A 22,553-nucleotide genomic window follows, 5' to 3' on the forward strand; every position below is an offset into this window, starting at 1 on the left:
CTATCACCCCTTAAAACTTAAAGTTCACGCCGCCGGTGAAGCTGCGTCCCATTTGCGGGGTGTCGGACAAGAAGCTGCTGTGGGCGTAAACGGATTGGTTGAACAGGTTGTCTGCTTTGACGTACCAATTCCACTCGCCGTAGCCGGTGCGGCGGCGGTAGTTTGCGCCAAGGTTGAGCATATGGTGTCCGGGCGTACGCGTTTCGTAGCGGGCGAGTTTGTTTTGGGCAAACACGCGGTAGTAGTCGAGATGGGCATCAATGCGATCGGTCAGCGCGGCATTCAGGTGGAAACCGAGTCGTGCGGCGGGCACGCGCGGGGCGTTTTGGTCGGCTTGGGCAATGAGTGGGCGGTTGCCGTAGGCGTCTTCCCTACCGGGCAGCGATGGAAGGTTTTTCAGACGACCTTTGACGTAGTCGCCGGAAAGTCCGATGCGGTAGCGCGGCGTGGGTTTGAAGAAGATTTCGCCTTCCGCGCCGTAGAAGTCGGCGCCGGATTGGTTGTAGCGCACGAGCTTCATTTCGCTGTCGTCTTCGATGGATTTGGGGCCGCGTCCGTCGTTTAAGGTTTGGGCGTAGATGTAGTTGCCGAAGCGGTTGCGGTAGAGTGCCAGATTGTATTGCCAGCGGTCGCCTTCGTAGCCCAACGCGAGTTCGATGTTGTTGGAACGCTCTTTGTTGAGGTGTTTGTTGCCGACTTCAAAGGTGTTGGTGGCGACGTGTTTGCCGTGTGCATACAGCTCTTGCGTTGACGGCAGGCGTTCCTGATGGGAGGCGGTCAGGCTGAGTTTGTGCTGGGGCGAGAAATACCAGTTGCCGGAAAGCGCGAACGAGCGGGCGGTTTGGCGGTGCGCGCCGAGGTCGGGCAAGGGTTGGTTGTAGTAGTTTTCCCGATCAATCAAGGCTTTGTCGTACTGAATGGCGGCTTTTTGTTTTTCCACGCGCACGCCGCCTTCAAGCGAGAAGTTGTCCCAATTTGCCTGTTCTACGCCGAAAAAGCTGTAATGATGCACATCGTTGTCGATCAGCATCGGTTGTTGGACGGTTTCGGGAATGGCGGAAAGCGCGCTGGATTTTTGGGTCAGGTATTGCACGCCCCAACTGCCTTTCAGACGACCTATGGGCAGGTGGCGCAATTCGATGCGTGCATTTTGCGTTTTGTTTTTGAAGAAGTTTTCCACCGCATCGCCCGCTTTTTCATCGTGGCGGTATTCGTTGCGGTTCAGATGCACGCGCAAGGCTTCGAAACCGGGGAGCGGCTGCTTCCATTCGGCGCGGATTTCGTAGCGTTTGTTGCGCAGGTCTATCCACGGTCTGCCGCTGTGGGTATGTGCGTGTGCATTATCGTCGTCGTGGAAGCCGCAGCTCAAGCCCGGATTGTCGTAATCGATGTCTTCTTCGGTCAACAGGTGCGGATAAAGCTGCAAATAGCGTTTGTTGATCAGGCTCTTCTGCCAGATGATGTCGGCGTGGCAGTCGTCGTAGAGATGGCTGTGCGCAGGCAGGCCGTAGCGGTCGCGACGGTCGCTGTACGCCGCGCCGATAAAGCCTTTCTCGCCAACCCAAGACAGCCCGATGCTGCCCGTTTGCGAATCGGCGTGGCTGTCGGGCAGGCGTTTCAGACGACCTTCTTCCTTGCGGTAACGCGGTACGGCATAGTCGCCTGATTTGCGGTACAGCCCTTCGGTATGCAACACGAAGTTTTTGCCCAGTCCGACATTGATGCCGCCGGACGTGAGTTTTTCCAGATTGCCGCTGCTCAAACGCAGCCCCAGTTCGCCCGATACGCCGTTTTCAGGCATTTTTTCAGGGATTTTTCCGTCGGCAACATCTACCAAACCCGCCACATTGCCCGAGCTGTACAACAGCGTTACCGGCCCGCGCAGGATTTCAACCTGTTGCGACAAAGCGGTATCCACCATCAGGGCATGGTCGGGCGAGAAATCTGCCATGTCGCCGGTTTCTCCGTGATGGTTCAACACTTTAATCCGTCTGCCCGTTTGCCCGCGTATCACAGGCGCAGACGCGCCGCCGCCGTATTGCGAAGCATGGACGCCCGGTACACCGTTGAGCGCGTCGCCGAGATTGACGGCTTTTTGCCGCAACGTATCACCGCTGATGATTTTGTCGGAGGCAGTCGAACTGTGCAGCAGCCCCGAAGTGGCGCGCGGACGGTTTTTGCCGACGACGTTGACCGTTTCCAAGTCCACCGTCTGCTCGGTTTCATGCGCTTGGGCGAGAATGGGGGAACTGATTAAAAGAATAGATAAAACAATAGGTTTAAGCGTGGTTTGTGTCATTTTAGGTTTCCCGTCATATTTCAAATAAATTGTTATTATATAACATCACATCATTAATATGACAAGAATTCAAGGAACAAACCGCATTTGGTGCGGCAAAACAGCCAAACCAAAACCCATACAAACAGCGAAAACCAAAGGTCGTCTGAAACCCAATATCTTGAAAATGATGAAAAAGACGGAAACAGCGGCAGCGCGTCATCCCCCCGTTTGCTTGGAACGAATCATGTTGCCTAAACAACAAAAAAGGTCGTCTGAAAACGCAATATGGTTTTCAGACGACCTTGTCGGTTTGATGACTGCTATTTGGTAGCTTGGGCGGCGGCGGTCTCGGCAATCAGGTCAAGGAAGACCAGCGGCTCTTTACCGATGTTCTTCAACGCATGGGACTGGCCGGGGCGGGCGATGGTGATGTCGCCGGCGCCGACTTGAGTCTGTTTGCCCGTGTTGTCGGTAAACACGCCTTTACCCGATACGATGATGTAAACGTCTTCGTTGTCAGTGTGTTTGTGTTCGCCGATGGATGCGCCCGGCGGCAGGGTTAGCCAGCCGATTTCTCTAAACGCGTCTTGGGCGGCGGTTTGGTGGCGGGTGAAGGCAAAACGGCCGAGCAGCGGACCTTTGCCTCCGGCTGCGTTTTCGCGGTTCCACTCCGCCAAGTCGGCTTTTTTGTACACTTGGACGCTGCGGTCGGCAGGTTTGGCCTGTTCCTGACGGTCGTGCCGAGCAGAAAGGCGACGGACAATGCGGCAAATAGCGGTTTCATCATGGTTCTCCGTTTGTCGGGTTATGTCAGAAGATGATGCGTTCCGTTTTCAGACGACCTGCGGGGTCGGTTGCTTGCCCCGCAGGCATCCAAGTTTATTTCACGTTGCGCAGATAGTTCAGCAACAAGGGAACGGGGCGGCCGGTCGCGCCTTTTTCGCTGCCTGATTTCCATGCCGTACCTGCGATGTCGAGGTGCGCCCACGGGTAGTCTTCGGTGAAGTAAGACAGGAAGGTGGCGGCGGTAATCGTGCCTGCGCCGGGCGTGCCGATATTGGGGATGTCGGCGAAGTTGGATTTGAGCTGGTCTTTGTAGGTTTCAAAGAGCGGCAGTTGCCATGCTTTGTCGTCCACGTTACGGGAGGCGGCGAGCAGGCTGTCGACCAAATCTTGATTGTTGCCCATCACGCCGCTGACGTCATGACCCAAGGCGATGATACACGCGCCGGTCAGGGTGGCTACGTCGATGACGGCTTTGGGCTTGAACTGCTCGGCGTAAGTGAGCGCGTCGCACAAAATCAGACGGCCTTCGGCATCGGTGTTCAACACTTCAATCGTCAAACCTTTCATGCTCTTCACGACGTCGCCCGGTTTGTTTGCCGCGCCGGAAGGCATGTTTTCGCAGGTGGCGACGACGGCGACGAGGTTGATCGGCAGTTGCAGTTTGACGGCGGCGCAGAAGGTGCTGATGACGGTTGCCGCGCCGCACATGTCAAACTTCATTTCGTCCATGTTCAAACCGGGCTTAAGGGAGATACCGCCGGTGTCGAAGGTGATGCCTTTGCCGACCAGAACGACGGGGGCGGCTTCTTTGTCGGCTGCGCCGAAGTAGCTCAATTCAATCAGATAGGGGTCTTCCACGCTGCCTTTGGCGACCGACCAGAACGAACCCATGTTCTCTTTGATGTAGTCTTTTTCGATGATTTTGGCGTGTGCGCCCAGTTTTTCAGCTTCGGCTTTGGCGGTGCGCGCTAAAAATTCGGGCGTGCATTCGTTGGGCGCGGCATTGCCCAAGTCGCGGCAGAGGCTTTGTCCGTAAACCTGCGCTTCGGCGACGCGCAGGGCTTCTTTGACGGCGGCTTCGTGTGCGGTGTGGAACACGGCTTGTGCGAATTTGGCGGGTTTGGCTTCTTTTTTGTAGCGGTCGAAACGGTAGGCGGCGTTGCCGAACGCGATGGCAAACGCTTCGGCAACGGCGGCGGCTTGCGCTTCATCGAAGGCATGGATGTCCGCATTGACCGTTTCCTGATTTTGCGCCCATTTGGCGGCTTCGGCGGCGGCTTTGTTCAGCGCGGCGCGATCGGTTTTTTCGAGGTGGACGACGGCGACTGCCTGCAAACCGTTGTCCGTCGGGATTTTGGTGTCGGCAAAAGTTTGACCTTCTTCAAGCGAAGACAAAAGGGCAAGGGCGGTCGGGTGGTTTAATTGCGCTTCTTCGGTGCAGACAAATAACTGCGCGCCTGCCTGTTGCGGCTGCAAGGTTCCGGCTTTTGTGCTAAATTCCACGTTTATTCTCCTGATTGAGATGGTTTCGGGTAGTTTCAGACGACCCTTTGCATCAAGAGGTCGTCTGAAAACGGTTGGAAAGATTGTACTCCATTTGAGAGGTCGTCTGAAACCTTGCGCAGACAATCCGCCTGCGCCGAACCGCTACCGCTCCTAGCCGCGATTCTATGATTTATCAAAGAAACTTCATCAAAGAACTCTCTTTTACCGCCGTCGGCATTTTCGTCGTCCTCTTGGCGGTGTTGGTTTCCACGCAGGCAATCAACCTGCTCGGCCGTGCCGCCGACGGGCGCGTCGCCATCGATGCCGTGTTGGCATTGGTCGGCTTCTGGGTCATCGGCATGACGCCGCTTTTGCTGGTTTTGACCGCGTTCATCAGCACGCTGACCGTGTTGACCCGCTACTGGCGCGACAGCGAAATGTCGGTCTGGCTCTCCTGCGGGCTGGCGTTGAGGCAATGGATACGCCCCGTCATGCAGTTTGCCGTGCCGTTTGCCCTGCTGATTGCCGTCATGCAGCTTTGGGTCATGCCGTGGGCGGAACTGCGCAGCCGTGAATACGCGGAAATCCTCAAGCAGAAGCAAGAATTGTCCATGGTGGAAGCAGGCGAGTTCAACAGCCTGGGCAAGCGCAACGGCAGGGTTTACTTCGTCGAAACCTTCGACACCGAATCGGGCATCATGAAAAACCTTTTCCTGCGTGAACAGGATAAAAACGGCAACGACAACATAATCTTCGCCAAAGAAGGCAATTTCTCCCTGAACGACAACAAGCGCACGCTCGACCTGCGCAACGGCTACCGTTACAGCGGCACGCCCGGCAAAGCCGACTACAACCGTGTTTCCTTCCAAAACCTCAGCCTGATTATCAGCACCACGCCCAAGCTCATCGACCCCGTTTCCCACCGCCGCACCATCCCGACATCCCAACTTATCGGCAGCAGCAACCCGCAACATCAGGCAGAATTGATGTGGCGTATCTCGCTGACCGTCAGCGTCCTCCTGCTCTGCCTGCTTGCCGTGCCGCTTTCCTATTTCAACCCGCGCAGCGGCCACACCTACAACATCCTCGTCGCCATCGGGCTTTTCCTGATTTACCAAAACGGACTGACCTTCCTGCGCAATGCCGTGGAAGATGGCAAAATCCATTTCTGGCTCGGACTGCTGCCCATGCACATCATCATGTTCGCCATCGCCGTCGTACTCCTGCGCGTACGCAGTATGCCCAGCCAGCCCTTCTGGCGGGCGGTTGGCAAAAGTCTGACATTGAAAGGAGGAAAATGAACCTGATTTCACGTTACATCATCCGCCAAATGGCGGTTATGGCGGTTTACGCCCTCCTGGCCTTCCTCGCCCTGTACAGCTTTTTCGAGATCATCAACGAAGTCGGCGACTTGGGCAAAGGCAGCTATAACGGCGCAACCATGGCGCAATACGTCCTCATGCAGATGCCCGCGCGCGCCTACGAACTCATGCCCCTCGCCGTCCTCATCGGCGGACTCGTCTCCCTCAGCCAACTTGCCGCCGGCAGCGAACTGACCGTCATCAAAGCAAGCGGCATGAGCACCAAAAAACTGCTGCTGATCCTGTCGCAGTTCGGACTGATTTTCGCCATCGCCACCGCCGCGCTCGGCGAATGGATTGCCCCCGTCCTCAGCCAAAAAGCCGAAAACATCAAATCCGCCGCCATCAACGGCAAAATCAGCACCGGCAATACCGGCCTTTGGCTCAAAGAAAAAAACAGCATCATCAACGTGCGCGAAATGCTGCCCGACCATACCCTGCTGGGCATTAAAATTTGGGTGCGCAACGACAAAAACGAGCTGACGCAGGCAACGGAAGCCGAATCCGCCGTTTTAAACAACGACGGCAGTTGGCAGTTGAAAAACATCCGCCGCAGCACGCTTAGCGAAGACAAAGTCGAAGTCTCGACCGCCACCGAAGAAAACTGGCCGATCGCCGTCAAACGCAACCTGATGGACGTATTGCTTGTCAAACCCGACCAAATGTCGGTCGGCGAACTGACCACCTACATCAGCCACCTCGAAAACAACAACCAAAACACCCAGATCTACGCCATCGCCTGGTGGCGCAAATTGGTTTACCCCGTCGCCGCCTGGGTCATGGCACTCGTCGCCTTCGCCTTCACCCCGCAAACCACCCGCCACGGCAATATGGGCTTGAAGCTCTTCGGCGGCATCTGCCTCGGCTTGCTGTTCCACTTCGCCGGACGGCTCTTCGGGTTTACCAGCCAACTCTACGGCGTCCCCCCCTTCCTCGCCGGCGCATTGCCCACCATAGCCTTCGCCCTGCTCGCCGTTTGGCTGATACGCAGGCAGGAGAGAAGGTAAAAGATGGATTCGGAGAAAACGTCGTCTGAAAACGGTTTTGCGAAATACGCTATGCCTGTTTTCAGACGATGTTTTGTTTGGCTTGATGTTGGGTAGAGCGGAGTAGTGGAGGGTACGATTTATTTAGATTGTTATAAGCTAATCCGCTGTAAAAGTCGTCTGAAACCAATCCGTCGCTTAGGAGATTTGCCCGACAAATTGTTGAAACAAAGAAAACGAGGTCGTCTGAACGCGGTTTCAGACGACCTTTTGTTTTTTTGTATTTGTATTTATTGTTGTCCGGCGGTGTTGCCGTTTTCCAAAACATCCAAAATGTTTTTCAGGTTGGCGGAATCGAGCTGACCGGGGGCGGAGGCGGCTCCTGCCGTGCCGAATGTGATGGCGGAGCCGAAGGTCGAGCCTGCGATGCGGCTGACGAGTCCGAGCTTGCCCATGGAGATGGTAACAATCGGGCGGTTTGCGGTTTGACGGGCTTCCCAAGTGGCGTCCAAAAGCGTCAGGACATCGGCAGGGCTTTGGGGCATCACGGCGATTTTGCAGATGTCCGCGCCTGCCTCTTCCATTTTTTTCAGACGACCTGTGATGTCCGATTTGGCGGGCGTTTGATGGAAATCGTGGTTGCTCATCAGTACAGAGGTGTCGTGCGCTTTGGCGGTAGCAACCGCTTGGCGGACTTCGCTTTCGCCGGCGGAAAGTTCGATGTCGATGATGTCGATGATGCCTGAAGCGGCGGCTTTATCGAGCAACTCGAAATAATACGCTTTGCTGCAAGGGTATTCGCCGCCTTCCTCTGCGCGTCGGAAGGTGAACAGCAGCGGGGTTTCGGGAAACGCATGGCGCACTGAGGCAGCCTGAGCAAGCAGGTATTCGGGATTGCCTGCTTGGGCGAAATAGTCGGCTCTGAACTCGATAATATCGAAACAGGCGTGTTCGAGGTTTTTCAGGGCGGCGGATAAGGCTGCTTCGTCTCGGGCAACCAAGGGAACGACGATTTTCGGCTGTCCGCTGCCGAGCGTGAGATGGCGGATGGTCAGGGTTTTCATGGTTTTTCTGCTGTATTGGTGCGGTGGCTGTCGAGCAGCGGATCGGGGAGCGGTGTCCAAACGACGCCGTCGATGCCGCTTTCGGTCAGGCATAGGTTGAAGATGCGGCATCATAGCACGATAACGCTATGACTTAGGTTTTCAGACAGCCGCCTTGTCGGCTTCGCAGCAAAGAGGTCGTCTGAAAGCCAAAAAGATATTTCCATTTCCCATCAACCTGTTTATGCAAAAACCTTGCCCGATTGTTAACATTATATTTACACTACACCCGATTACAAATATACTCATTGCCATGCCGCACGGCTTTGTTTGCCTGAAATCCAAAGCCTGCGAACAACCCGCCGCGGGAAACAAGAAAAACCGATTCAGTGAAATCAATAAAAAAGCAATGTCAGGCGATGAGCCTATGCTTCAGCGGTTTTAGAGATTTCACGTTATGTTTCAGAGGAATACTCCATGGACTTACATGCAAAGGACAAAACCCAGCATCCTGAGAATGTCGAGCTGCTCAGTGCGCAAAAGCCGATTACCGACTTTAAGGGCCTGCTGACCACCATCATTTCCGCCGTCGTCTGTTTCGGCATTTACAGCATCCTGCCGTACAGTACCGATGCCAACAAAGGTATCGCACTGTTGATTTTCGTTGCCGCGCTTTGGTTCACCGAAGCCGTCCACATCACGGTAACCGCATTGATGGTGCCGATTCTCGCCGTCGTGCTCGGCTTCCCCGATATGGACATCAAAAAAGCGATGGCGGGCTTTGCCGATCCGACGATTTATATCTTCTTCGGAGGCTTCGCGCTTGCCACCGCCCTGCACATGCAGCGTCTCGACCGCAAAATCGCCGTCAGCCTCTTGCGCCTGTCGCGCGGCAATATGAAAGTTGCCGTGTTGATGCTGTTTGCCGTTACCGCCTTCCTGTCCATGTGGATCAGCAATACCGCGACCGCCGCCATGATGCTGCCTTTGGCAATGGGTATGATGAGCCATCTCGATCAAGAAAAAGAACGCAAAACCTACGTATTCGTCCTGCTCGGTATTGCCTACTGCGCCAGTATCGGCGGTTTGGGCACCGTAGTCGGTTCGCCGCCGAACATGATCGCCGCCAAAGCCCTGAATCTGGACTTCGTCGGCTGGATGAAGCTTGGTCTTCCTATGCTGCTGTTGATTCTGCCCTTGATGCTGTTCTCCATGTACGTCATTCTCAAGCCTAATCTGAACGAGCGCGTTGAAGTCAAAGCCGAGTCTATCCCGTGGACGCTGCACCGCTTGATCGCGCTGTTGATTTTCTTGGCTGCTGCCGTCGCTTGGGTATTCAGCTCCAAAATCAAAGAAGCGTTCGGCATCTCCAACCCCGACACCGTCATCGCCCTGATTGCCGCCGTCGCCGTCGTCGTATTCGGCGTGGCGCAATGGAAAGAAGTCGCCCGCAACACCGACTGGGGCGTATTGATGCTCTTCGGCGGCGGTATCAGCTTGAGCGCGCTGCTGCAATCTTCCGGCGCATCCGAAGCATTGGGTCAGCAGGTGGCTACCACTTTCACCGCCGCGCATCCGCTGCTGGTGATTTTCGTGGTCGCCACCTTCATCATCTTCCTGACCGAGTTCACCAGTAACACCGCCTCCGCCGCGCTGCTCGTGCCCATTTTCGCCAGCATCGCCACGCAAATGGGGCTGCCCGAACAAGTTTTGGTATTCGTTATCGGCATCGGCGCATCCTGCGCGTTCATGCTGCCGGTGGCCACACCGCCCAACGCGATTGTGTTCGGTACGGGCTTGATTAAGCAACGCGAAATGATGAACGTCGGCTTGCTGCTGAACGTCCTCTGTATCGTATTGGTTGCACTGTGGGCTTATTTCATCCTGATGTAAACCCGTAAAACCATAACCACAAGGTCGTCTGAAAGAATATTTTTCAGACGACCTTGAAGTTTTTCCGCCCGGCACCATTTCCAAAAAGATTCTTAACGAAAGGAAACCCATGATTATCCTGCACACCAACAAAGGCGACATGAAAATCGAACTCGATTTCGACAAAGCCCCCGTTACCGCCAAAAACTTCGAGCAATACGTCAAAGACGGCTTCTACGACGGCGTAATCTTCCACCGCGTCATCAAAGGCTTCATGATTCAAGGCGGAGGCATGGACGAGAACATGAACGAAAAAGAAACACGCGAGCCGATTCAAAACGAAGCGTCCAACGGCCTGCCCAACGAGAAATACACCATCGCCATGGCGCGCACCTCCGACCCGCATTCCGCCAGCGCGCAATTCTTCATCAACACCGCCGACAACGCCTTCCTGAACTTCCGTTCCAAAGAGCTGTACGGCAAAACTGTCGTCCAAGACTGGGGCTACGCCGTATTCGGCAAAGTCGTCGATGGTTTTGACGTGGTCGATGCCATCGAAGGCGTCGCCACCAAACGCCACGGCTACCACGACGACGTACCGACCGAACCTGTCGTCATCACCAAAGCCGAAGTGGTATAAATTTGACGCGTTACATCCCATGACGCAAAAGCAGCCTGAAACGGGCTGCTTTTTTTGCGGATAAGGCATATCGCCGGCTTCTTTGGTTTTTGATGAATCAGTTGCCATCAACCGTCAGCAATCAATCAAACAAATCTGTTGCATTGGCAGCGTAGCGTGGGCTTGACGCAAGGAAAAATATGTAGGACGAAACTGGGCAGGGCGGTATGCCTGACTGTTTTTTGTAATCCGCAACGAAACAGCCGAAACCCTGTGTTTGGGTTTCGACTGTTGGGGGTGAAAAGGGCTATTTGCAAAGTTCTCGATAACAACAAAAGGTCGTCTGAAAACAGGTTTTCAGACGACCTTTTCGTTTTTTACTTCTCAACAACGGTTTAGGTTGGAATGGGGGAATAGTTAAGTAGAATGAGCGAGGAAATTTTGCAAAGGTCTCCTCATGCTGATTCTAGGAGATAGCTGATTTTAATAGCACTTTTTCATCATTTGAGACCTTTGCAATAACATGAGTTATTAAAATTTTATGCTCAATACCATTTTCAAAATGAGAAACCTCCCTGATTTCTTCTACTTTTTTCTCAATATCAGAAAGGTTTTAGCCAATTGAAAATTTTTTAGCACATTTTTATGCGTCAAATTTTGTTAACAGACTATTTTTGCAAAGGTCTCCATTTATAAAAACAAAAGGCATCAATCCGATGCCTTTTTAATTCATTAACATGAAAAATTAACGTTCACTTCAACGTTTAATCGATTCAAGAATCACTTCTTTGGCTTACTTCAAAAATGCCGCATGATACGCAATGTGCTCACCAATAAAACTGGCAATGAAGTAATAGCTATGATCGTAGCCTTTATGGAAGCGTACATCGATCGGCTGGTTTGCCGCACGACAGGTTTCAATAAAATCTTCGGTACGCAATTGTGTTGGCAAAAACTCATCTTCTAAGCCCTGATCAATGCGCATACCTTGCATTTTATAGCCTTGTTGAATAAGCGAGTTGGCATCATATTGCTGCCATTTTTCACAATCTTTTCCTAAATAAGCAGAAAAAGCTTTCTCCCCCCAAGGCACGAGACTTGGCGACAAAATGGGCGAAAAGGCAGAGACACTTTGATAACGTTCTCGGTTTCGCAGTGCCAATACCAATGCGCCGTGTCCGCCCATTGAATGCCCCATAATGGAACGTTTGCCGTTGGTAGGAAAATTTTCCTCAATCAGACTGGGCAACTCGTTCAAAATATAATCATACATTTGATAATTCGTCGCCCAAGGCTGCTCGGTCGCATTCAGATAGAAGCCTGCACCTTGCCCTAAATCATAAGCCGCATCGTTCGGCACTTGCTCTCCGCGAGGGCTGGTATCGGGGGCAACCACAATCACTTGATGTTCTGCCGCATAGCGCTGAAAGCCTGATTTGGTAATGAAATTTTGTTCAGTACAGGTTAAGCCGGAAAGCCAATAAATCACACCAAGTGGTCGATTCTCCTGATTATCCGGCAAATAGACGGCAAATTTCATTTCGCATTGAAGCGTTTGGGCATGATGTGCCCAAACTTGTTGCGAACCGCCGAAAATTTGATGTTGTTCAATCAGTTTCATCACGGGCCTTAGTAATGAATAACAGAGCGGATCGATTTACCTTCGTGCATCAACTCAAAGGCTTCATTGATTTGATCGAGTGTCAGTGTGTGGGTTACAAACGGTTCTAACTCGATGTCGCCTTTCATTGAATCTTCGACCATTTTCGGAAGTTCGGAGCGGCCTTTCACGCCACCAAAAGCCGAGCCTTTCCAAACACGACCGGTTACCAACTGGAACGGACGAGTTGAAATTTCTTGTCCTGCACCTGCTACGCCGATGATAATGGATTGTCCCCAACCACGGTGTGCACTTTCTAATGCTTGACGCATTACGTTTACATTGCCGATACATTCAAAGGTATGGTCAATGCCCCATTTATTGATGTCTAACAACACATCTTTGATTGGTTTATCGTAATCGTTCGGGTTTAAGCAGTCAGTCGCACCAAACTGTTTTGCCAACTCGAATTTTGCGGAATTGGTATCAATGGCGATAATGCGCCCCGCTTTGGCTTGACGCGCACCTTGCACCACAGCCAAACCAATCGCCCCCAAGCCAAACACGGCCACAGAGTCGCCTTCTTGCACTTTTGCCGTGTTATGTACCGCACCAATACCTGTGGTAACACCGCAGCCGAGCAAACATACTTGTTCGTGGTTGGCTTCCGGGTTGATTTTCGCCAGTGAAACTTCGGCAACAACAGAATATTCACTGAAAGTCGAACAGCCCATATAGTGATAGATCGGCTGACCTTGATAAGAAAAACGCGTCGTGCCGTCCGGCATTAAGCCTTTACCTTGCGTCTCACGTACCGCAACGCATAAGTTGGTTTTGCCTGAATGACAAAACTCACATTCACCACATTCAGCGGTGTAAAGCGGAATGACGTGATCACCCGGTTTGACGCTTGACACACCTTCGCCCACAGCAACGACCACACCTGCACCTTCGTGCCCAAGCACCACAGGGAATACGCCTTCAGGATCGCTTCCTGATAATGTAAATGCATCAGTATGGCACACCCCCGTATGGGTATTGCGGATTAGCACCTCGCCTTTGCGGGGCATTTCTACATCGATTTCCACAACTTGTAAGGGTTGATTTGGCGCGAATGCTACCGCGGCACGAGATTTGATGGTTGAATTGGTTTGTTTGATTTCCATTATTTTTTCCCATTAATTCACTAACAAAGTTACTAAATGACACCAGTTTATACTTTGGACTCCAGTTTGAAGCAAGCGTTTTTCGCAATTTTGCTCCGACAGTAGCATGATTGACTGAAGATGTAAAATGTAATTAGCATTTTATTGGAATACTATCAAATATCATTTTTATTTTAAATTAATAAACAAAACAATAATATAAATTATTATATCTTTCTCATCATTTCATTCGCCGATCAAATCCTCGTTGAGATGTGCAAGAAAAAAATCCTTTAATTTTATATAGATAGAATTATTTATATTCCTGGCAACTTGATCTCAAGGAGAGCCATCATGGCCAATACATTGCACTCTTTATCCCGCAGCGCAGCAAACAATAAATCAGACGTCCTTAAAGGAACGCCCCATGATGACGTTTTACATGGCAGTCTCGGACATACCACATTCTACGGCGGCTTGGGCGACGATATTTATTACAGTAAGAACGCAGGCGACACCATTGTTGAATATGCAAATGAAGGCAACGACACGGTTTACGCCGATACAACCTTTACCTTACCGACCCACGTCGAAAACCTGACACTGGAAGGCAACGGCAACACCTTCGGATTTGGCAACAACTCTAACAATATTCTGATAGGCAACAGCGGCAACAACCGCTTGAGCGGTGAAGACGGCAACGATTTCCTGTACGGCATGGGCGGCAACGACACCCTGTCAGGTGGCAATGGAAATGACCATCTCAACGGTGGAGACGGTGATGACTATCTTGCAGGCGGCTCGGGTAGCGACACCATCATCACAGGTGAAGGCAAAGACACCGTCGCCTTTACTGCATCAGATATTCGTGAAGGCAGCATAGATCGCGTGGTCGAATTTGACCCTAATACGGACAAACTCGACCTATCTGGTATGCGTTCATTGCTGACTGGCAGCAACGCCAATTTGAGCTGGTCAAAGATGTTCGTTGACAAAGACCCTGAGGTCATTCTCCAAAAAGACCATCCTTATCTCATCTTTGATACAGAGCAGCAGACTCTTGCTTATCGTGCAGCAGGTTCAAGCAGTAGCACCGTATTTGCCAAATTCGATAGCGACGATCCATCAAAATGGTTGGATGCATCCAATATCATCGGCTAAAGACCCGTGAAAAAGAACCGACAGTTTGAAATGAATCTGCTTTTTAAACTCCAAAGCAAAGATTTAAAATAAACATTATTTGAAATAAATCGTCAGTTCATTCTAAGCTGATTCAATAAAAACGTCGTCTGAAAACGTAGTTACAGGTTTCAGACGACGTTTCTGTTTCTAAGATTGCGCTTTCTGAAAAATCTGGCAAAGGTCTCAAACTGCTTAAACTTTATACGTCATACGTTCCCATTACGCTTGCGCTGTCCAAGATATGTCCCTGCATGGCGAAATGCAGATCGTTGAAGCGGAATCCGCGCGGCAGGTTTAATACGGTGTCGAGTGCGTAAACAATGAGTTCGTAGCGGTGGCGGCAGTTGGGCGGATACATGCCGCCGTAGCCTGTGGCTTCTTCGATGTCCAACTTGCCCAACAGGCTCGCCCAACTGTTTGCGCCTTGCGTGTAGTCGGTGGCGGTCAGACTTTCGTTTTCGGCGATGGAGGTGCGTTTGAGGTCGGCAATCAGCCAGTGTGTCCACACAAATCCGCTGGCGGTGATGGCGTCTTTGTCTTCCAGAACGACGGCGAAGGATTTCGTGCCTTCGGGCGCGCCGCTGATTTCAAAAGGGATGGAGTAAGTCGGCATGTTGTTCGGACTGAACTGGTTGCCGCGCTTGCCGTATTTGTCTTCAAATTCACCGTTGACAATGGCTGAAGTCGTTACCTGCATAGTGTTCTCCTATGGGTTGGGGAAGGGGTCGTCTGAAAAAGGAAGGCTTGTTCAGACGGAGGGTGGATTGTTCGGTTTGCCAGGCTGCCGTTTTCAGACGACCTGTTTTATACCTGCCAATCTATCGGCGTTATCCCATTTTCCTGCAAATAGGCATTGGAGCGGGAAAAGTGTTTGCAGCCGAAGAAGCCGCGATAAGCGGACAGCGGCGAGGGATGTGGCGCGCTGAGAACGAGATGGCGGCTGCGGTCGATAAACGCGCCTTTTTTCTGCGCGTGGCTACCCCAAAGCATGAAAACGACGTGTTCGCGGTTTTGGTTGATTTGGTTAACGACTTCGTCGGTAAAGCGGTCCCAGCCCAAAGTGGCATGGGAATGCGCCTGTCCCGCGCGGACGGTCAGGACGGTATTGAGCAGTAAAACGCCCTGTTCCGCCCAGTGTTGCAGATAGCCGTGTTGCGGGATACGGAAGCCTTCGATGTCGTCCGCCAGCTCTTTGTAAATATTGACCAGCGAGGGCGGGACGGCGATGCCTTCGCGGACGGAAAACGCCAGCCCGTGCGCCTGTCCTGCACCGTGATACGGGTCTTGCCCCAGAATCACGACTTTGACGTTACCGAATTCGGTCGCTCTAAAGGCGTTGAACACGTCTTCGGCGGGCGGATAGATAATTCGCCCCATGCCGCGCTCTTTTTTGACGGTTTCGATGATATGTTGGAAATAGGGTTCGGACTTTTCCGAGCCGATTGCTTCGTGCCAAGTTTGCATCAGGCTGCCTTTGTGAAAGGGGACAGTAGGCATTATAGTGCGGTTGTTTGCAAAAAGGTCGTCTGAAAAACCTGTTTCATGTTTTTCAGACGACCTTTCGTCTTTATTTTTCGTTTTGTTTGTACCAGTTGATAAATTCGTCCGGCTTGGCGAAGCCGAGCAAGGGATCGCTGCGGCGGCCGTCAGCGTGGATGGCGAAAATGCCCGGCGGGCCGTAGATTCCGTATTCTTTGTAGAGTGCCTGATGTTCGGGCGTGTTGGCGGTTACGTCGATTTGGAAGAAGCGTTCCATATCGACGGCTTCATGCACTTGCGGCTGGTTGAGCGTGTAGTTTGCCATTTCTTTGCAGGAAATACACCAGTCAGCGTAGAAATCCAAAACGACGGGTTTGTCGGGGTTGGCTTTCAATGCGGCGTCCATGGCGGCTTTGAGTTCGGCGACGTCGGTGAACATTTTGCCGTGGCCGGTGGTTTTGCCTGCTTTGGACGGGGGAGACAGCGTCAGGAAGTGGTGCAGGGCGGTGGTTTGTTTGTTTGCGCTTTGCCAGCCGAACCATGCGCCGCCGATGATGAGCAGGAAGCCTAAAACGGAGGCTGCGGTTTTCAGACGACCTTTCTGTTTGCCGGATTTAACCAGCAACATGACGGCAGGGACGATCATGAGCAGGGTGTAAAGCGCGACAACGAGGTAGTAGGGCAGGTGCGGTGTGGCGAGATAGACGGCTACGGCAAGCAGGATGAAGCCGAAGGCGTATTTGATGCCGTTCATCCAGTCGCCTGCTTTGGGCAGGACGTGGCCGCCGAATGTGCCGATGAGGATCAGCGGAACGCCGGTGCCGAGTGCCAAGACATACAGCGCCAGTCCGCCCAAAACGGCATCGCCGGTTTGTCCGATATAGCCCAAGGCGAATCCGAGCGGCGGGGCAACGCAGGGGCCGACGATCAGCGCGGAGAGTATGCCCATGACGAAAACGGAGAAGATTTTGCCGCCGGAGAGTTTGCTGCTTTGGTTTTGGAAATAGGATTGGACGGCGTTGGGCAGTTGGATGTTGAAGAGTCCGAACATGGAAAGCGCGAGGACGACCATCAGGCCTGCGGCGGCAAGGACGACCCATGCCTGTTGCAGCCATACGGTCAGAAGGGCGCCCGTCAAGCCTGCGATGACGCCGACCAGCGTGTAGGTCAGTGCCAAACCTTGCACATACGCTACGGACAGCGCGAAGGCGCGGCCTTTGCCGGCGGTTTTATCGCCGACGATGATGCTGGAGACTATCGGTAAAAGCGGATACATACAGGCGGTAAAGCTCAAGAATACCCCTGCGGTAAAAAACGCCAACAGGTTGGCGTTTAATGTTTCCCAAGATAATTTGAAGCGGCTGCCGTCGTCGTTTTGCGAGGCTTTAGGCGCGGCGGCGGGGGATGGTTTGGCGGAATCGGGTTGCAGGAAGCGGTCTTTAGCGGATATGGGTTCGTCGCTTTGCGGCTGGTACAGGCCGTTGCCATTAATCTCGAAAGACGTGTCCACGGGCGGGTAACATACGCCGGCTTCGGCACAACCTTGATAAGTCAGCGTCAGCTTGTAGGTCGGCGCGGCTTTTTTGTAAGGCCAGTTGACCTGCGCGGCGCGGTGGAACACGGTTTGTTTGCCGAAAAACTCATCTTCTTTGGCTTCGCCTTTGCTGAAAACCGGTTCGCCCAATACGCCTTCAGGCGCGGTAGCGGCGACGATTTTCGATTGGTACATATAGTAGCCGTCGGCGATTTTGAATTCGACGTTGATGCCTTTGTCGGTAACGTTCACTTGCGGCACAAACGCTTTTTCAGGCGGCAGCAAATCGTCGGCATTTACAGCGAACGCGCTGGAACACAGGGCAAAAAAGGCGGTAAAGAAGTAAAGGAGTTTTTTCATGGCGTCTTCTCGGTGGAAGGGTTGAACAGGCGCATTATAAACGCAGCAGCCGTTTATAGGCCTTAATTTATATTAAAAGTTGCGATTGAATTTATATTAAAGTTGCGATTGTTTTTATCGTCGCTAGAGGTGGATTATCGGACTGCTTGATAGATGATGCCCGTCGGATTGTCTCTTTTTCATAGCCGATTGGAACGGGAAAGGTCGTCTGAAAACGGATAGGGTAAATTCTGTCCAAACTATCCAAACCATTTTCAGACGACCTTTCATGTTTTACCGCTTGAGTACCGGTATCTTGAGCCGTTTAATTGATTTCAGGCTGCGGGACTTTGTGCTGAACGGCGTAAACGGCGGCTTGGACGCGGCTACTGAGGTCAAGTTTTCGCAGCAGGTTTTGAACGTGAACCTTGACGGTGGATTCTGCCAATTCCAAATGACGGGCGATGACTTTGTTACTGTGTCCGGCGGCGAGGTAGCCTAAGATTTCGAGTTCGCGCGGGGTGAGGGTAGAGAGTGCCTGATCGGTACGCGGTGCGGACGGGGAAATCAGGGATTGGACGAGGCGGGTGGTCATTTCGGGAGAGAAGACGTTGTCGCCGTCCACGGCTTTGCGGATGCTGTCGAGCAGGAAGTCGGCGTTGATGTTTTTCAGCAAAAAGCCGCGTGCGCCGATGCGCATGCATTCGGTCAGGTCGTCGCTGTCTTCGGAAACGGTCAGCATGATGACGGTTTGGTTCGGGTTGACGCCCAAGATTTGTGCCAGTGCTTCGCGACCGTTCATGACAGGCATGTCAAGGTCGAGTAAGACGACGTCGGGTTTGAGCTGTTCCGCCATTTTGACGCCGGACAAACCGTCGGCGGCTTCTCCGATGACTTCGAAGTCGCTTTGACGGGAGAGCAGGGCTTTGATGCCGCTGCGGAAGAGTGTGTGGTCGTCGATCAGGATAATTTTAATGGTCATGAGAATGTTCTCTTGTGTTTGGGTAGGGTTAGGGTAACGGTTGTGCCTTCATCCGGTTTGGAGCTGACTTCTAATTCTGCGTGGATACGTTGGGCGCGTTCGCGCATGATGCCCATGCCGACATGTTCGCCGGAAAGCGTGTCCAGGTGAGCGGGATCGAAACCTACGCCGTCATCGCGGATGATCAGCGTGAAGTCCTGACGGTTGTCAATGCTGACGGTAACGTTGCGTGCCAAGGCGTGTTTGCGGATGTTGGACAGGCTCTCTTGGAGGATGAAGATAATCTGTAACTGCTCATCGTTGTTCAATGCCGCGCCTTCATCCCTCCATTCGGTACTGACGTTGATTTTGGTCTGCCTTTCAAATCGGGTAAGCAGGGCAGAAACGGCTTCAGGGAAGTCTTTGTTACTGATTTTGGTGCGGAAGTTCAGCAGTAGTTCGCGTACGTCTTCATAACATTCCTGCACGCCGTCTTTGATGAAGCGGATATTCTCTTCAGCTTGTTCTTTTTGGTTTGAATAGAATGCGCTTTCCAGCATTTGGACTTGGAGGTTTAGGAAAGTCAATGCTTGTGCGATGCTGTCGTGCAGGCCTTGGGCAATCAGGTTGCGCTCCTGTAAAACGGCCAGCAGGCGGCGTTCTTGCTCGAGGCGGCTGTTGACGATGGAAACGCCTAATTGTCCGCTTAATGTACGCAGCAGTTCGTTGTCGTTGTTATCTGGTTTAAGGTCGTCTGAAAAATACAGGTTTAAAACACCCAGTTCTTCTTCTTGATAGCTGATGGGGAAAACGGCGTGTTTGAGTGCCGTTTTATCCGGGGCAGTATCCGGCTCATCATCCGAATCATCAGGCAGCCCGATGGACGCCACTATGTCCGTGCGTTTGCGTTCGTTATCCCAAAGGCGGATGCTGCCCGCTTCTGCGGAGACGGCAGGCAGGGTGCGCTTGAGAAATTCTTCCGCCGCCTGTTGGGGGGTGAAAGTTTGATGCAAATCGCGGGTGGTTTGATAGAGCAGCGTCAGATCACGGTTTTGTCGCGCCAGGTCTTGAGTTTGACGTGCCACTTGCCCCTCTAAATCGGTATAAAGCGTCTTTAGCCGGCTGCTCATTTGGTTGAAGCCTTTGTTGACTTGGGCAAACTCGCTTATCTGGTCTGTGTCGATCTGAACGCCGAACCTGCCTTGGCTGATGGTCTTTACACCGTCCCTCAGTGTTTCCAAAGGCCGGATAATCCATGCATAGTGCCAGATAATCATTAGTCCCGCCGCCGCAAAAATCATCCCCATCATAATCATTTGAAAGCGGCGCAACCATAGTGTGTTTTTCTCATTGGCGTGTTCCATCGCCTGTAAAAACAGTTCTATATTGGCTGCAAAACGGTAGAGCTTGATTTGGTCGGGGCGTTCGTAACGGCGCAGGACGGGTTGTATGTTGGCTTTCCAGTCTTCAATCAGCGCGGTCTGTATCAGGTCGTAGGCGGGCGGTGTTTCAGAGGGCATCAGAGGGTGTATGGCGTTACTCTGGCTGATGCTGTTGAGGTTTTGTTCGAATTCGCGGATTTGATTGTTGATTTGCGCCTTGGGTGCGCGTTCGCCGACCATGTAGGCAAGGCGGTAAACCTGCGTCCGCAAGTTGCCTGCATCTTCGATAACGGTGGCGGCATTTTGCAGCCTCCAAGAGAGTACTAAAGTCAGGATGACGGACAAAAGGGCGGAGCCGACCCATAATATGGTCAGCAGCTTCAAGCGCGAAGACAGGCTCAGGCGGTTTAAAAAACGGAATGTGAAAGACATAGAAGGTATATGCCGTTGGAAGTTTTCGGTCGGTTACTGTGTAAACATATCATTCATTCGGCTTAGAGGCAATCGGACCGACGAGATGGTTGCCATGAAATAGAGATGACACTGTTTCAATGTAAAATCATGTTATGATAAAATTCAAATTATATGAATTTTATCATAAGCCCGCTCACTCGGATGAAGACTTTCAGACGACATCGGGTAACCAAACCGCTTCACAAAGGATAAATATGAAAATATTTGCGTTGATATCGGCAGGGGGACAGTCAGACGGCGTAGATAAAGGCCTGTTGCTCTGGCAAGGAAAAACGTTGATTGATTGTGTTATCGAAAGGATTAGGCCGCAAGTTGACCATATTGCCATCAGTGCCAACCGTAATTTGGAAAGTTATGCCGTCAGAAGCCCGCACCTGCTGCCGGATGCAAGGCAATGGCGGTATTTGGGCGGATTGGCTGCATTGTGTACCGCTGCCAATGATTTGCAGATTGCCTCTGCCGACTGGCTTTTGGTTGTGCCGTGCGATATGCCTAATTTGCCGGATGATTTGGTAGAAAGGTTTCAGGCAGTTTCTAAAAAAACACCTTTGTGCAATGCCTTTTATATCGAAACACCTGTAACGCCGCATTACAACGTGATGTTCATCCGCCCGCAAATTTTACAAAGTACCGTACCTTATTTGAATTCAGGATTAAGGACGGTGAGGGGGTGGTTGCAGCAACAGCGTGCCCGTGTCTTACAATTTGACCATGATGATTGTTTTATCCGTTACGGAAAATCAAACATTGCCTGAGCTGAAAAATTAAATATATTCAAACTACTGGCATTTATTTGTTGCGAAATGAATGTCATTACACAAAAGGTCGTCTGAAAATTGAACTGGCCCCCAAATCTTGGACACTCATAAAAGCCTATTCAGGCGCTCTGTGCAAGCCGGGTTCTGTATGCGACAGGACTCAGCTTTTTCAATTTCAAACTGCAACGCTCCCGGTTGTAGTAATCCATATAGTCATCTATCTGCTTCATCAATTCATCTACCGTCAATTCACCTGCGTTATAGAAACACTCCGTCTTCAATACCGCAAAGAAGCTTTCCATCGGCGCATTGTCCCAACAGTTCGCCTTTCGCGACATGCTTTGAACCATGGAATGCTCCGCAAGCAATTCCCTATACCCCGCCGTACGGTACAGCACACCTTGGTCCGAATGAAGCATCGTTCCTTTAGCAGTCAGACGGGGGCGGCTTTTTCGAGCATTTCCTTCACCATTTCGCTGTTGGCATTGCCGCTCATGGCGTAGGCGACGATTTCCCGGTTGAACAGGTCCAATATCGGCGAGAGGTACAGTTTGCCGTCCTTCCCTTTGAGTTCGGTAACGTCGGTCAGCCATTTTTCGTTGGGTTTTCGGGCTTTGAACCGGCGTTTGAGGAGGTGTTCCGATATCTCGCCCATGGCGGGATGGCGGTAGGCTTTTTTCGCCCGTATGAGGGCTTTCAGTTCCAACTGCTTCATCAACCGCGCCACTTTTTTGCGGTTCCAACCCAATGCTGCGGCAATGCGCCTTTGTCCGTAGCGTCCTTTATGCCGCCGGTAGGTTTCGACGAGGAGGGCTTTGTCGGCTGCGTCGGGATCGGGTCGGTCTTGGTGGTGGTAGTAAAAGCTGCTTTTGGGCAGGTTTGCGATGTGCAGCAGGTATTTGGGCGGGTGTTGCGCCCTCAGTGTTTGGACGGTTTGGCTTTGTCCTTTGCGGTCCGCTTTTGGCTGAGGGCTTTTAACTCCTTTAGATAGGCAACCTCTGCGCGCATATAGCACAACTCTTCGATAAGCTCTGCCTGCGTTTTTTCTTGGTCGGGTTTGTCGGCGATGAAGGGATTTTTGCGGTGTTGGTTCATGGTTTTGGATTGGGGATGTTCGAGTGTGCCGCCTTCTTGATAGGCGGTTATCCAACGTCGCAGGTGGGTTCGTGAGATGCCGTAGTGGTCTGCGGTACGCTGTCGGCTGCGTATATGCAGGTAGTGGAGTACGGCTTGGTATTTGAAGTGTAATGTATATTTGCTCATAAA

At 52.1% G+C, this 22,553-nt stretch carries 21 protein-coding genes and 1 pseudogene; 8 read left to right on the forward strand and 14 right to left on the reverse strand.

Features of this window, described 5'->3' with window-relative positions:
- Nucleotides 1-10: 10 nt before the first annotated feature.
- Entirely contained in the window at nt 11-2,299 is a 2,289-nt protein-coding gene (gene znuD / locus RSJ68_03265) for a TonB-dependent zinc receptor ZnuD (GenBank protein WNU97764.1), read from the reverse strand.
- A 58-nt stretch (nt 2,300-2,357) separates the two neighbouring features.
- Between znuD and RSJ68_03270 the strand changes: the two genes are divergently transcribed.
- Nucleotides 2,358-2,612 carry a hypothetical protein gene (locus RSJ68_03270; GenBank protein ID WNU97765.1) on the forward strand — a complete coding sequence of 85 codons (255 nt, stop codon included), beginning with the start codon at nt 2,358-2,360 and terminating at the stop codon, nt 2,610-2,612.
- Here the strand turns inward: RSJ68_03270 and RSJ68_03275 are convergent.
- Together RSJ68_03275 and RSJ68_03280 are read right to left on the reverse strand one after the other, a co-directional pair.
- Nucleotides 2,602-3,065: pseudogene (locus tag RSJ68_03275) on the reverse strand (cupin domain-containing protein). The gene RSJ68_03270 and the pseudogene RSJ68_03275 sit on opposite strands and share 11 nt — an antisense overlap.
- Before the next feature lie 95 nt (nt 3,066-3,160).
- A complete protein-coding gene (locus RSJ68_03280; GenBank protein ID WNU97766.1) occupies nt 3,161-4,570 on the reverse strand; it encodes a leucyl aminopeptidase in 1,410 nt (469 codons plus the stop codon).
- Between RSJ68_03280 and RSJ68_03285 the strand changes: the two genes are divergently transcribed.
- The 3 genes from RSJ68_03285 to lptG are packed head-to-tail and all read left to right on the forward strand — an operon-like array spanning nt 4,557 to nt 6,920.
- Nucleotides 4,557-4,727, forward strand: coding sequence for a hypothetical protein (locus RSJ68_03285; protein ID WNU97767.1), 171 nt, complete (start codon nt 4,557-4,559; stop codon nt 4,725-4,727). The two genes, RSJ68_03280 and RSJ68_03285, sit on opposite strands and share 14 nt — an antisense overlap.
- A 10-nt stretch (nt 4,728-4,737) precedes the next feature.
- A complete protein-coding gene (gene lptF, locus RSJ68_03290; protein WNU97768.1) occupies nt 4,738-5,853 on the forward strand; it encodes an LPS export ABC transporter permease LptF in 1,116 nt (371 codons plus the stop codon).
- Nucleotides 5,850-6,920, forward strand: a complete 1,071-nt coding sequence (gene lptG, locus RSJ68_03295) for an LPS export ABC transporter permease LptG (GenBank protein ID WNU97769.1) — start codon at nt 5,850-5,852, stop codon at nt 6,918-6,920. The genes lptF and lptG overlap by 4 nt, the downstream gene beginning before the upstream one ends.
- A gap of 269 nt (nt 6,921-7,189) precedes the next feature.
- On the opposite strand, the gene aroD is transcribed toward lptG, so the two are convergent.
- Complete coding sequence (aroD, locus tag RSJ68_03300) at nt 7,190-7,963, reverse strand: type I 3-dehydroquinate dehydratase (protein WNU97770.1); 774 nt, start codon at nt 7,961-7,963, stop codon at nt 7,190-7,192.
- A 456-nt stretch (nt 7,964-8,419) separates the two neighbouring features.
- On the opposite strand from aroD, the gene RSJ68_03305 reads away from it, so the two are divergent.
- Both RSJ68_03305 and RSJ68_03310 read left to right on the forward strand, forming a co-directional pair.
- Complete coding sequence (locus RSJ68_03305) at nt 8,420-9,835, forward strand: SLC13 family permease (protein ID WNU97771.1); 1,416 nt, start codon at nt 8,420-8,422, stop codon at nt 9,833-9,835.
- A gap of 109 nt (nt 9,836-9,944) precedes the next feature.
- On the forward strand, nt 9,945-10,454 hold the full coding sequence (locus tag RSJ68_03310; GenBank protein WNU97772.1) for a peptidylprolyl isomerase: 510 nt from the start codon (nt 9,945-9,947) through the stop codon (nt 10,452-10,454).
- 772 nt (nt 10,455-11,226) lie between these two features.
- Here RSJ68_03310 and fghA read toward each other — a convergent pair.
- Both fghA and RSJ68_03320 read right to left on the reverse strand, forming a co-directional pair.
- Complete coding sequence (fghA, locus tag RSJ68_03315) at nt 11,227-12,054, reverse strand: S-formylglutathione hydrolase (GenBank protein ID WNU97773.1); 828 nt, start codon at nt 12,052-12,054, stop codon at nt 11,227-11,229.
- Nucleotides 12,055-12,062: 8 nt separating this feature from the next.
- Nucleotides 12,063-13,199 (reverse strand): S-(hydroxymethyl)glutathione dehydrogenase/class III alcohol dehydrogenase, encoded by a 1,137-nt coding sequence (locus tag RSJ68_03320; GenBank protein ID WNU97774.1) that lies wholly within the window; start codon nt 13,197-13,199, stop codon nt 12,063-12,065.
- Between the two features lie 333 nt (nt 13,200-13,532).
- Here RSJ68_03320 and RSJ68_03325 point away from each other — a divergent pair, with 333 nt between their 5' ends.
- Nucleotides 13,533-14,339: a calcium-binding protein gene (locus RSJ68_03325; GenBank protein WNU97775.1), complete on the forward strand. Its 807-nt coding sequence runs from the start codon at nt 13,533-13,535 to the stop codon at nt 14,337-14,339.
- Nucleotides 14,340-14,559: 220 nt separating this feature from the next.
- Here RSJ68_03325 and RSJ68_03330 read toward each other — a convergent pair whose 3' ends face one another.
- From RSJ68_03330 to RSJ68_03350, 5 genes are all read right to left on the reverse strand, one after another.
- Nucleotides 14,560-15,057: a YbhB/YbcL family Raf kinase inhibitor-like protein gene (locus tag RSJ68_03330; GenBank protein ID WNU97776.1), complete on the reverse strand. Its 498-nt coding sequence runs from the start codon at nt 15,055-15,057 to the stop codon at nt 14,560-14,562.
- Nucleotides 15,058-15,164: 107 nt separating this feature from the next.
- Nucleotides 15,165-15,824 (reverse strand): uracil-DNA glycosylase, encoded by a 660-nt coding sequence (gene ung, locus RSJ68_03335; protein WNU97777.1) that lies wholly within the window; start codon nt 15,822-15,824, stop codon nt 15,165-15,167.
- A 103-nt stretch (nt 15,825-15,927) separates the two neighbouring features.
- Entirely contained in the window at nt 15,928-17,733 is a 1,806-nt protein-coding gene (dsbD, locus tag RSJ68_03340) for a protein-disulfide reductase DsbD (GenBank protein ID WNU97778.1), read from the reverse strand.
- Nucleotides 17,734-18,037: 304 nt separating this feature from the next.
- A complete protein-coding gene (locus RSJ68_03345; protein WNU97779.1) occupies nt 18,038-18,694 on the reverse strand; it encodes a response regulator transcription factor in 657 nt (218 codons plus the stop codon).
- Entirely contained in the window at nt 18,691-20,487 is a 1,797-nt protein-coding gene (locus RSJ68_03350) for a histidine kinase (protein WNU97780.1), read from the reverse strand. Before RSJ68_03350 ends, RSJ68_03345 begins: the two co-directional genes overlap by 4 nt.
- 236 nt (nt 20,488-20,723) lie before the next feature.
- Here RSJ68_03350 and RSJ68_03355 point away from each other — a divergent pair, with 236 nt between their 5' ends.
- The gene (locus RSJ68_03355; GenBank protein ID WNU98339.1) at nt 20,724-21,284 is read left to right on the forward strand and encodes an NTP transferase domain-containing protein; all 561 of its coding nucleotides are present in this window, start codon (nt 20,724-20,726) and stop codon (nt 21,282-21,284) included.
- Nucleotides 21,285-21,406: 122 nt separating this feature from the next.
- Here RSJ68_03355 and RSJ68_03360 read toward each other — a convergent pair whose 3' ends face one another.
- Genes RSJ68_03360 through RSJ68_03370 form a run of 3 tightly spaced genes read right to left on the reverse strand, consistent with a single transcriptional unit; the run spans nt 21,407 to nt 22,550 of the window.
- Entirely contained in the window at nt 21,407-21,706 is a 300-nt protein-coding gene (locus tag RSJ68_03360) for an IS3 family transposase (GenBank protein WNU97781.1), read from the reverse strand.
- A 14-nt stretch (nt 21,707-21,720) separates the two neighbouring features.
- Entirely contained in the window at nt 21,721-22,302 is a 582-nt protein-coding gene (locus tag RSJ68_03365; GenBank protein ID WNU97782.1) for a DDE-type integrase/transposase/recombinase, read from the reverse strand.
- Nucleotides 22,206-22,550 carry a helix-turn-helix domain-containing protein gene (locus RSJ68_03370; protein ID WNU97783.1) on the reverse strand — a complete coding sequence of 115 codons (345 nt, stop codon included), beginning with the start codon at nt 22,548-22,550 and terminating at the stop codon, nt 22,206-22,208. Before RSJ68_03370 ends, RSJ68_03365 begins: the two co-directional genes overlap by 97 nt.
- Between the last annotated feature and the right edge of the window lie 3 nt (nt 22,551-22,553).

The sequence above is a fragment of the Neisseria sp. DTU_2020_1000833_1_SI_GRL_NUU_006 genome (genome assembly GCA_032388755.1).
In the GTDB taxonomy this organism is placed as follows: domain Bacteria; phylum Pseudomonadota; class Gammaproteobacteria; order Burkholderiales; family Neisseriaceae; genus Neisseria; species Neisseria sicca_C.

Excerpts from the sequence above, each read along its gene's own strand:
- znuD (WNU97764.1), bottom strand. The coding sequence starts at position 2,299 with ATGACACAAACCACGCTTAAACCTATTGTTTTATCTATTCTTTTAATC.
- RSJ68_03270 (WNU97765.1), top strand. The coding sequence starts at position 2,358 with ATGACAAGAATTCAAGGAACAAACCGCATTTGGTGCGGCAAAACAGCC.
- lptF (WNU97768.1), top strand. The coding sequence starts at position 4,738 with ATGATTTATCAAAGAAACTTCATCAAAGAACTCTCTTTTACCGCCGTC.
- lptG (WNU97769.1), top strand. The coding sequence starts at position 5,850 with ATGAACCTGATTTCACGTTACATCATCCGCCAAATGGCGGTTATGGCG.
- aroD (WNU97770.1), bottom strand. The coding sequence starts at position 7,963 with ATGAAAACCCTGACCATCCGCCATCTCACGCTCGGCAGCGGACAGCCG.
- RSJ68_03305 (WNU97771.1), top strand. The coding sequence starts at position 8,420 with ATGGACTTACATGCAAAGGACAAAACCCAGCATCCTGAGAATGTCGAG.
- RSJ68_03310 (WNU97772.1), top strand. The coding sequence starts at position 9,945 with ATGATTATCCTGCACACCAACAAAGGCGACATGAAAATCGAACTCGAT.
- fghA (WNU97773.1), bottom strand. The coding sequence starts at position 12,054 with ATGAAACTGATTGAACAACATCAAATTTTCGGCGGTTCGCAACAAGTT.
- RSJ68_03320 (WNU97774.1), bottom strand. The coding sequence starts at position 13,199 with ATGGAAATCAAACAAACCAATTCAACCATCAAATCTCGTGCCGCGGTA.
- RSJ68_03325 (WNU97775.1), top strand. The coding sequence starts at position 13,533 with ATGGCCAATACATTGCACTCTTTATCCCGCAGCGCAGCAAACAATAAA.
- RSJ68_03330 (WNU97776.1), bottom strand. The coding sequence starts at position 15,057 with ATGCAGGTAACGACTTCAGCCATTGTCAACGGTGAATTTGAAGACAAA.
- ung (WNU97777.1), bottom strand. The coding sequence starts at position 15,824 with ATGCAAACTTGGCACGAAGCAATCGGCTCGGAAAAGTCCGAACCCTAT.
- dsbD (WNU97778.1), bottom strand. The coding sequence starts at position 17,733 with ATGAAAAAACTCCTTTACTTCTTTACCGCCTTTTTTGCCCTGTGTTCC.
- RSJ68_03345 (WNU97779.1), bottom strand. The coding sequence starts at position 18,694 with ATGACCATTAAAATTATCCTGATCGACGACCACACACTCTTCCGCAGC.
- RSJ68_03350 (WNU97780.1), bottom strand. The coding sequence starts at position 20,487 with ATGTCTTTCACATTCCGTTTTTTAAACCGCCTGAGCCTGTCTTCGCGC.
- RSJ68_03355 (WNU98339.1), top strand. The coding sequence starts at position 20,724 with ATGAAAATATTTGCGTTGATATCGGCAGGGGGACAGTCAGACGGCGTA.
- RSJ68_03360 (WNU97781.1), bottom strand. The coding sequence starts at position 21,706 with ATGCTTCATTCGGACCAAGGTGTGCTGTACCGTACGGCGGGGTATAGG.
- RSJ68_03370 (WNU97783.1), bottom strand. The coding sequence starts at position 22,550 with ATGAGCAAATATACATTACACTTCAAATACCAAGCCGTACTCCACTAC.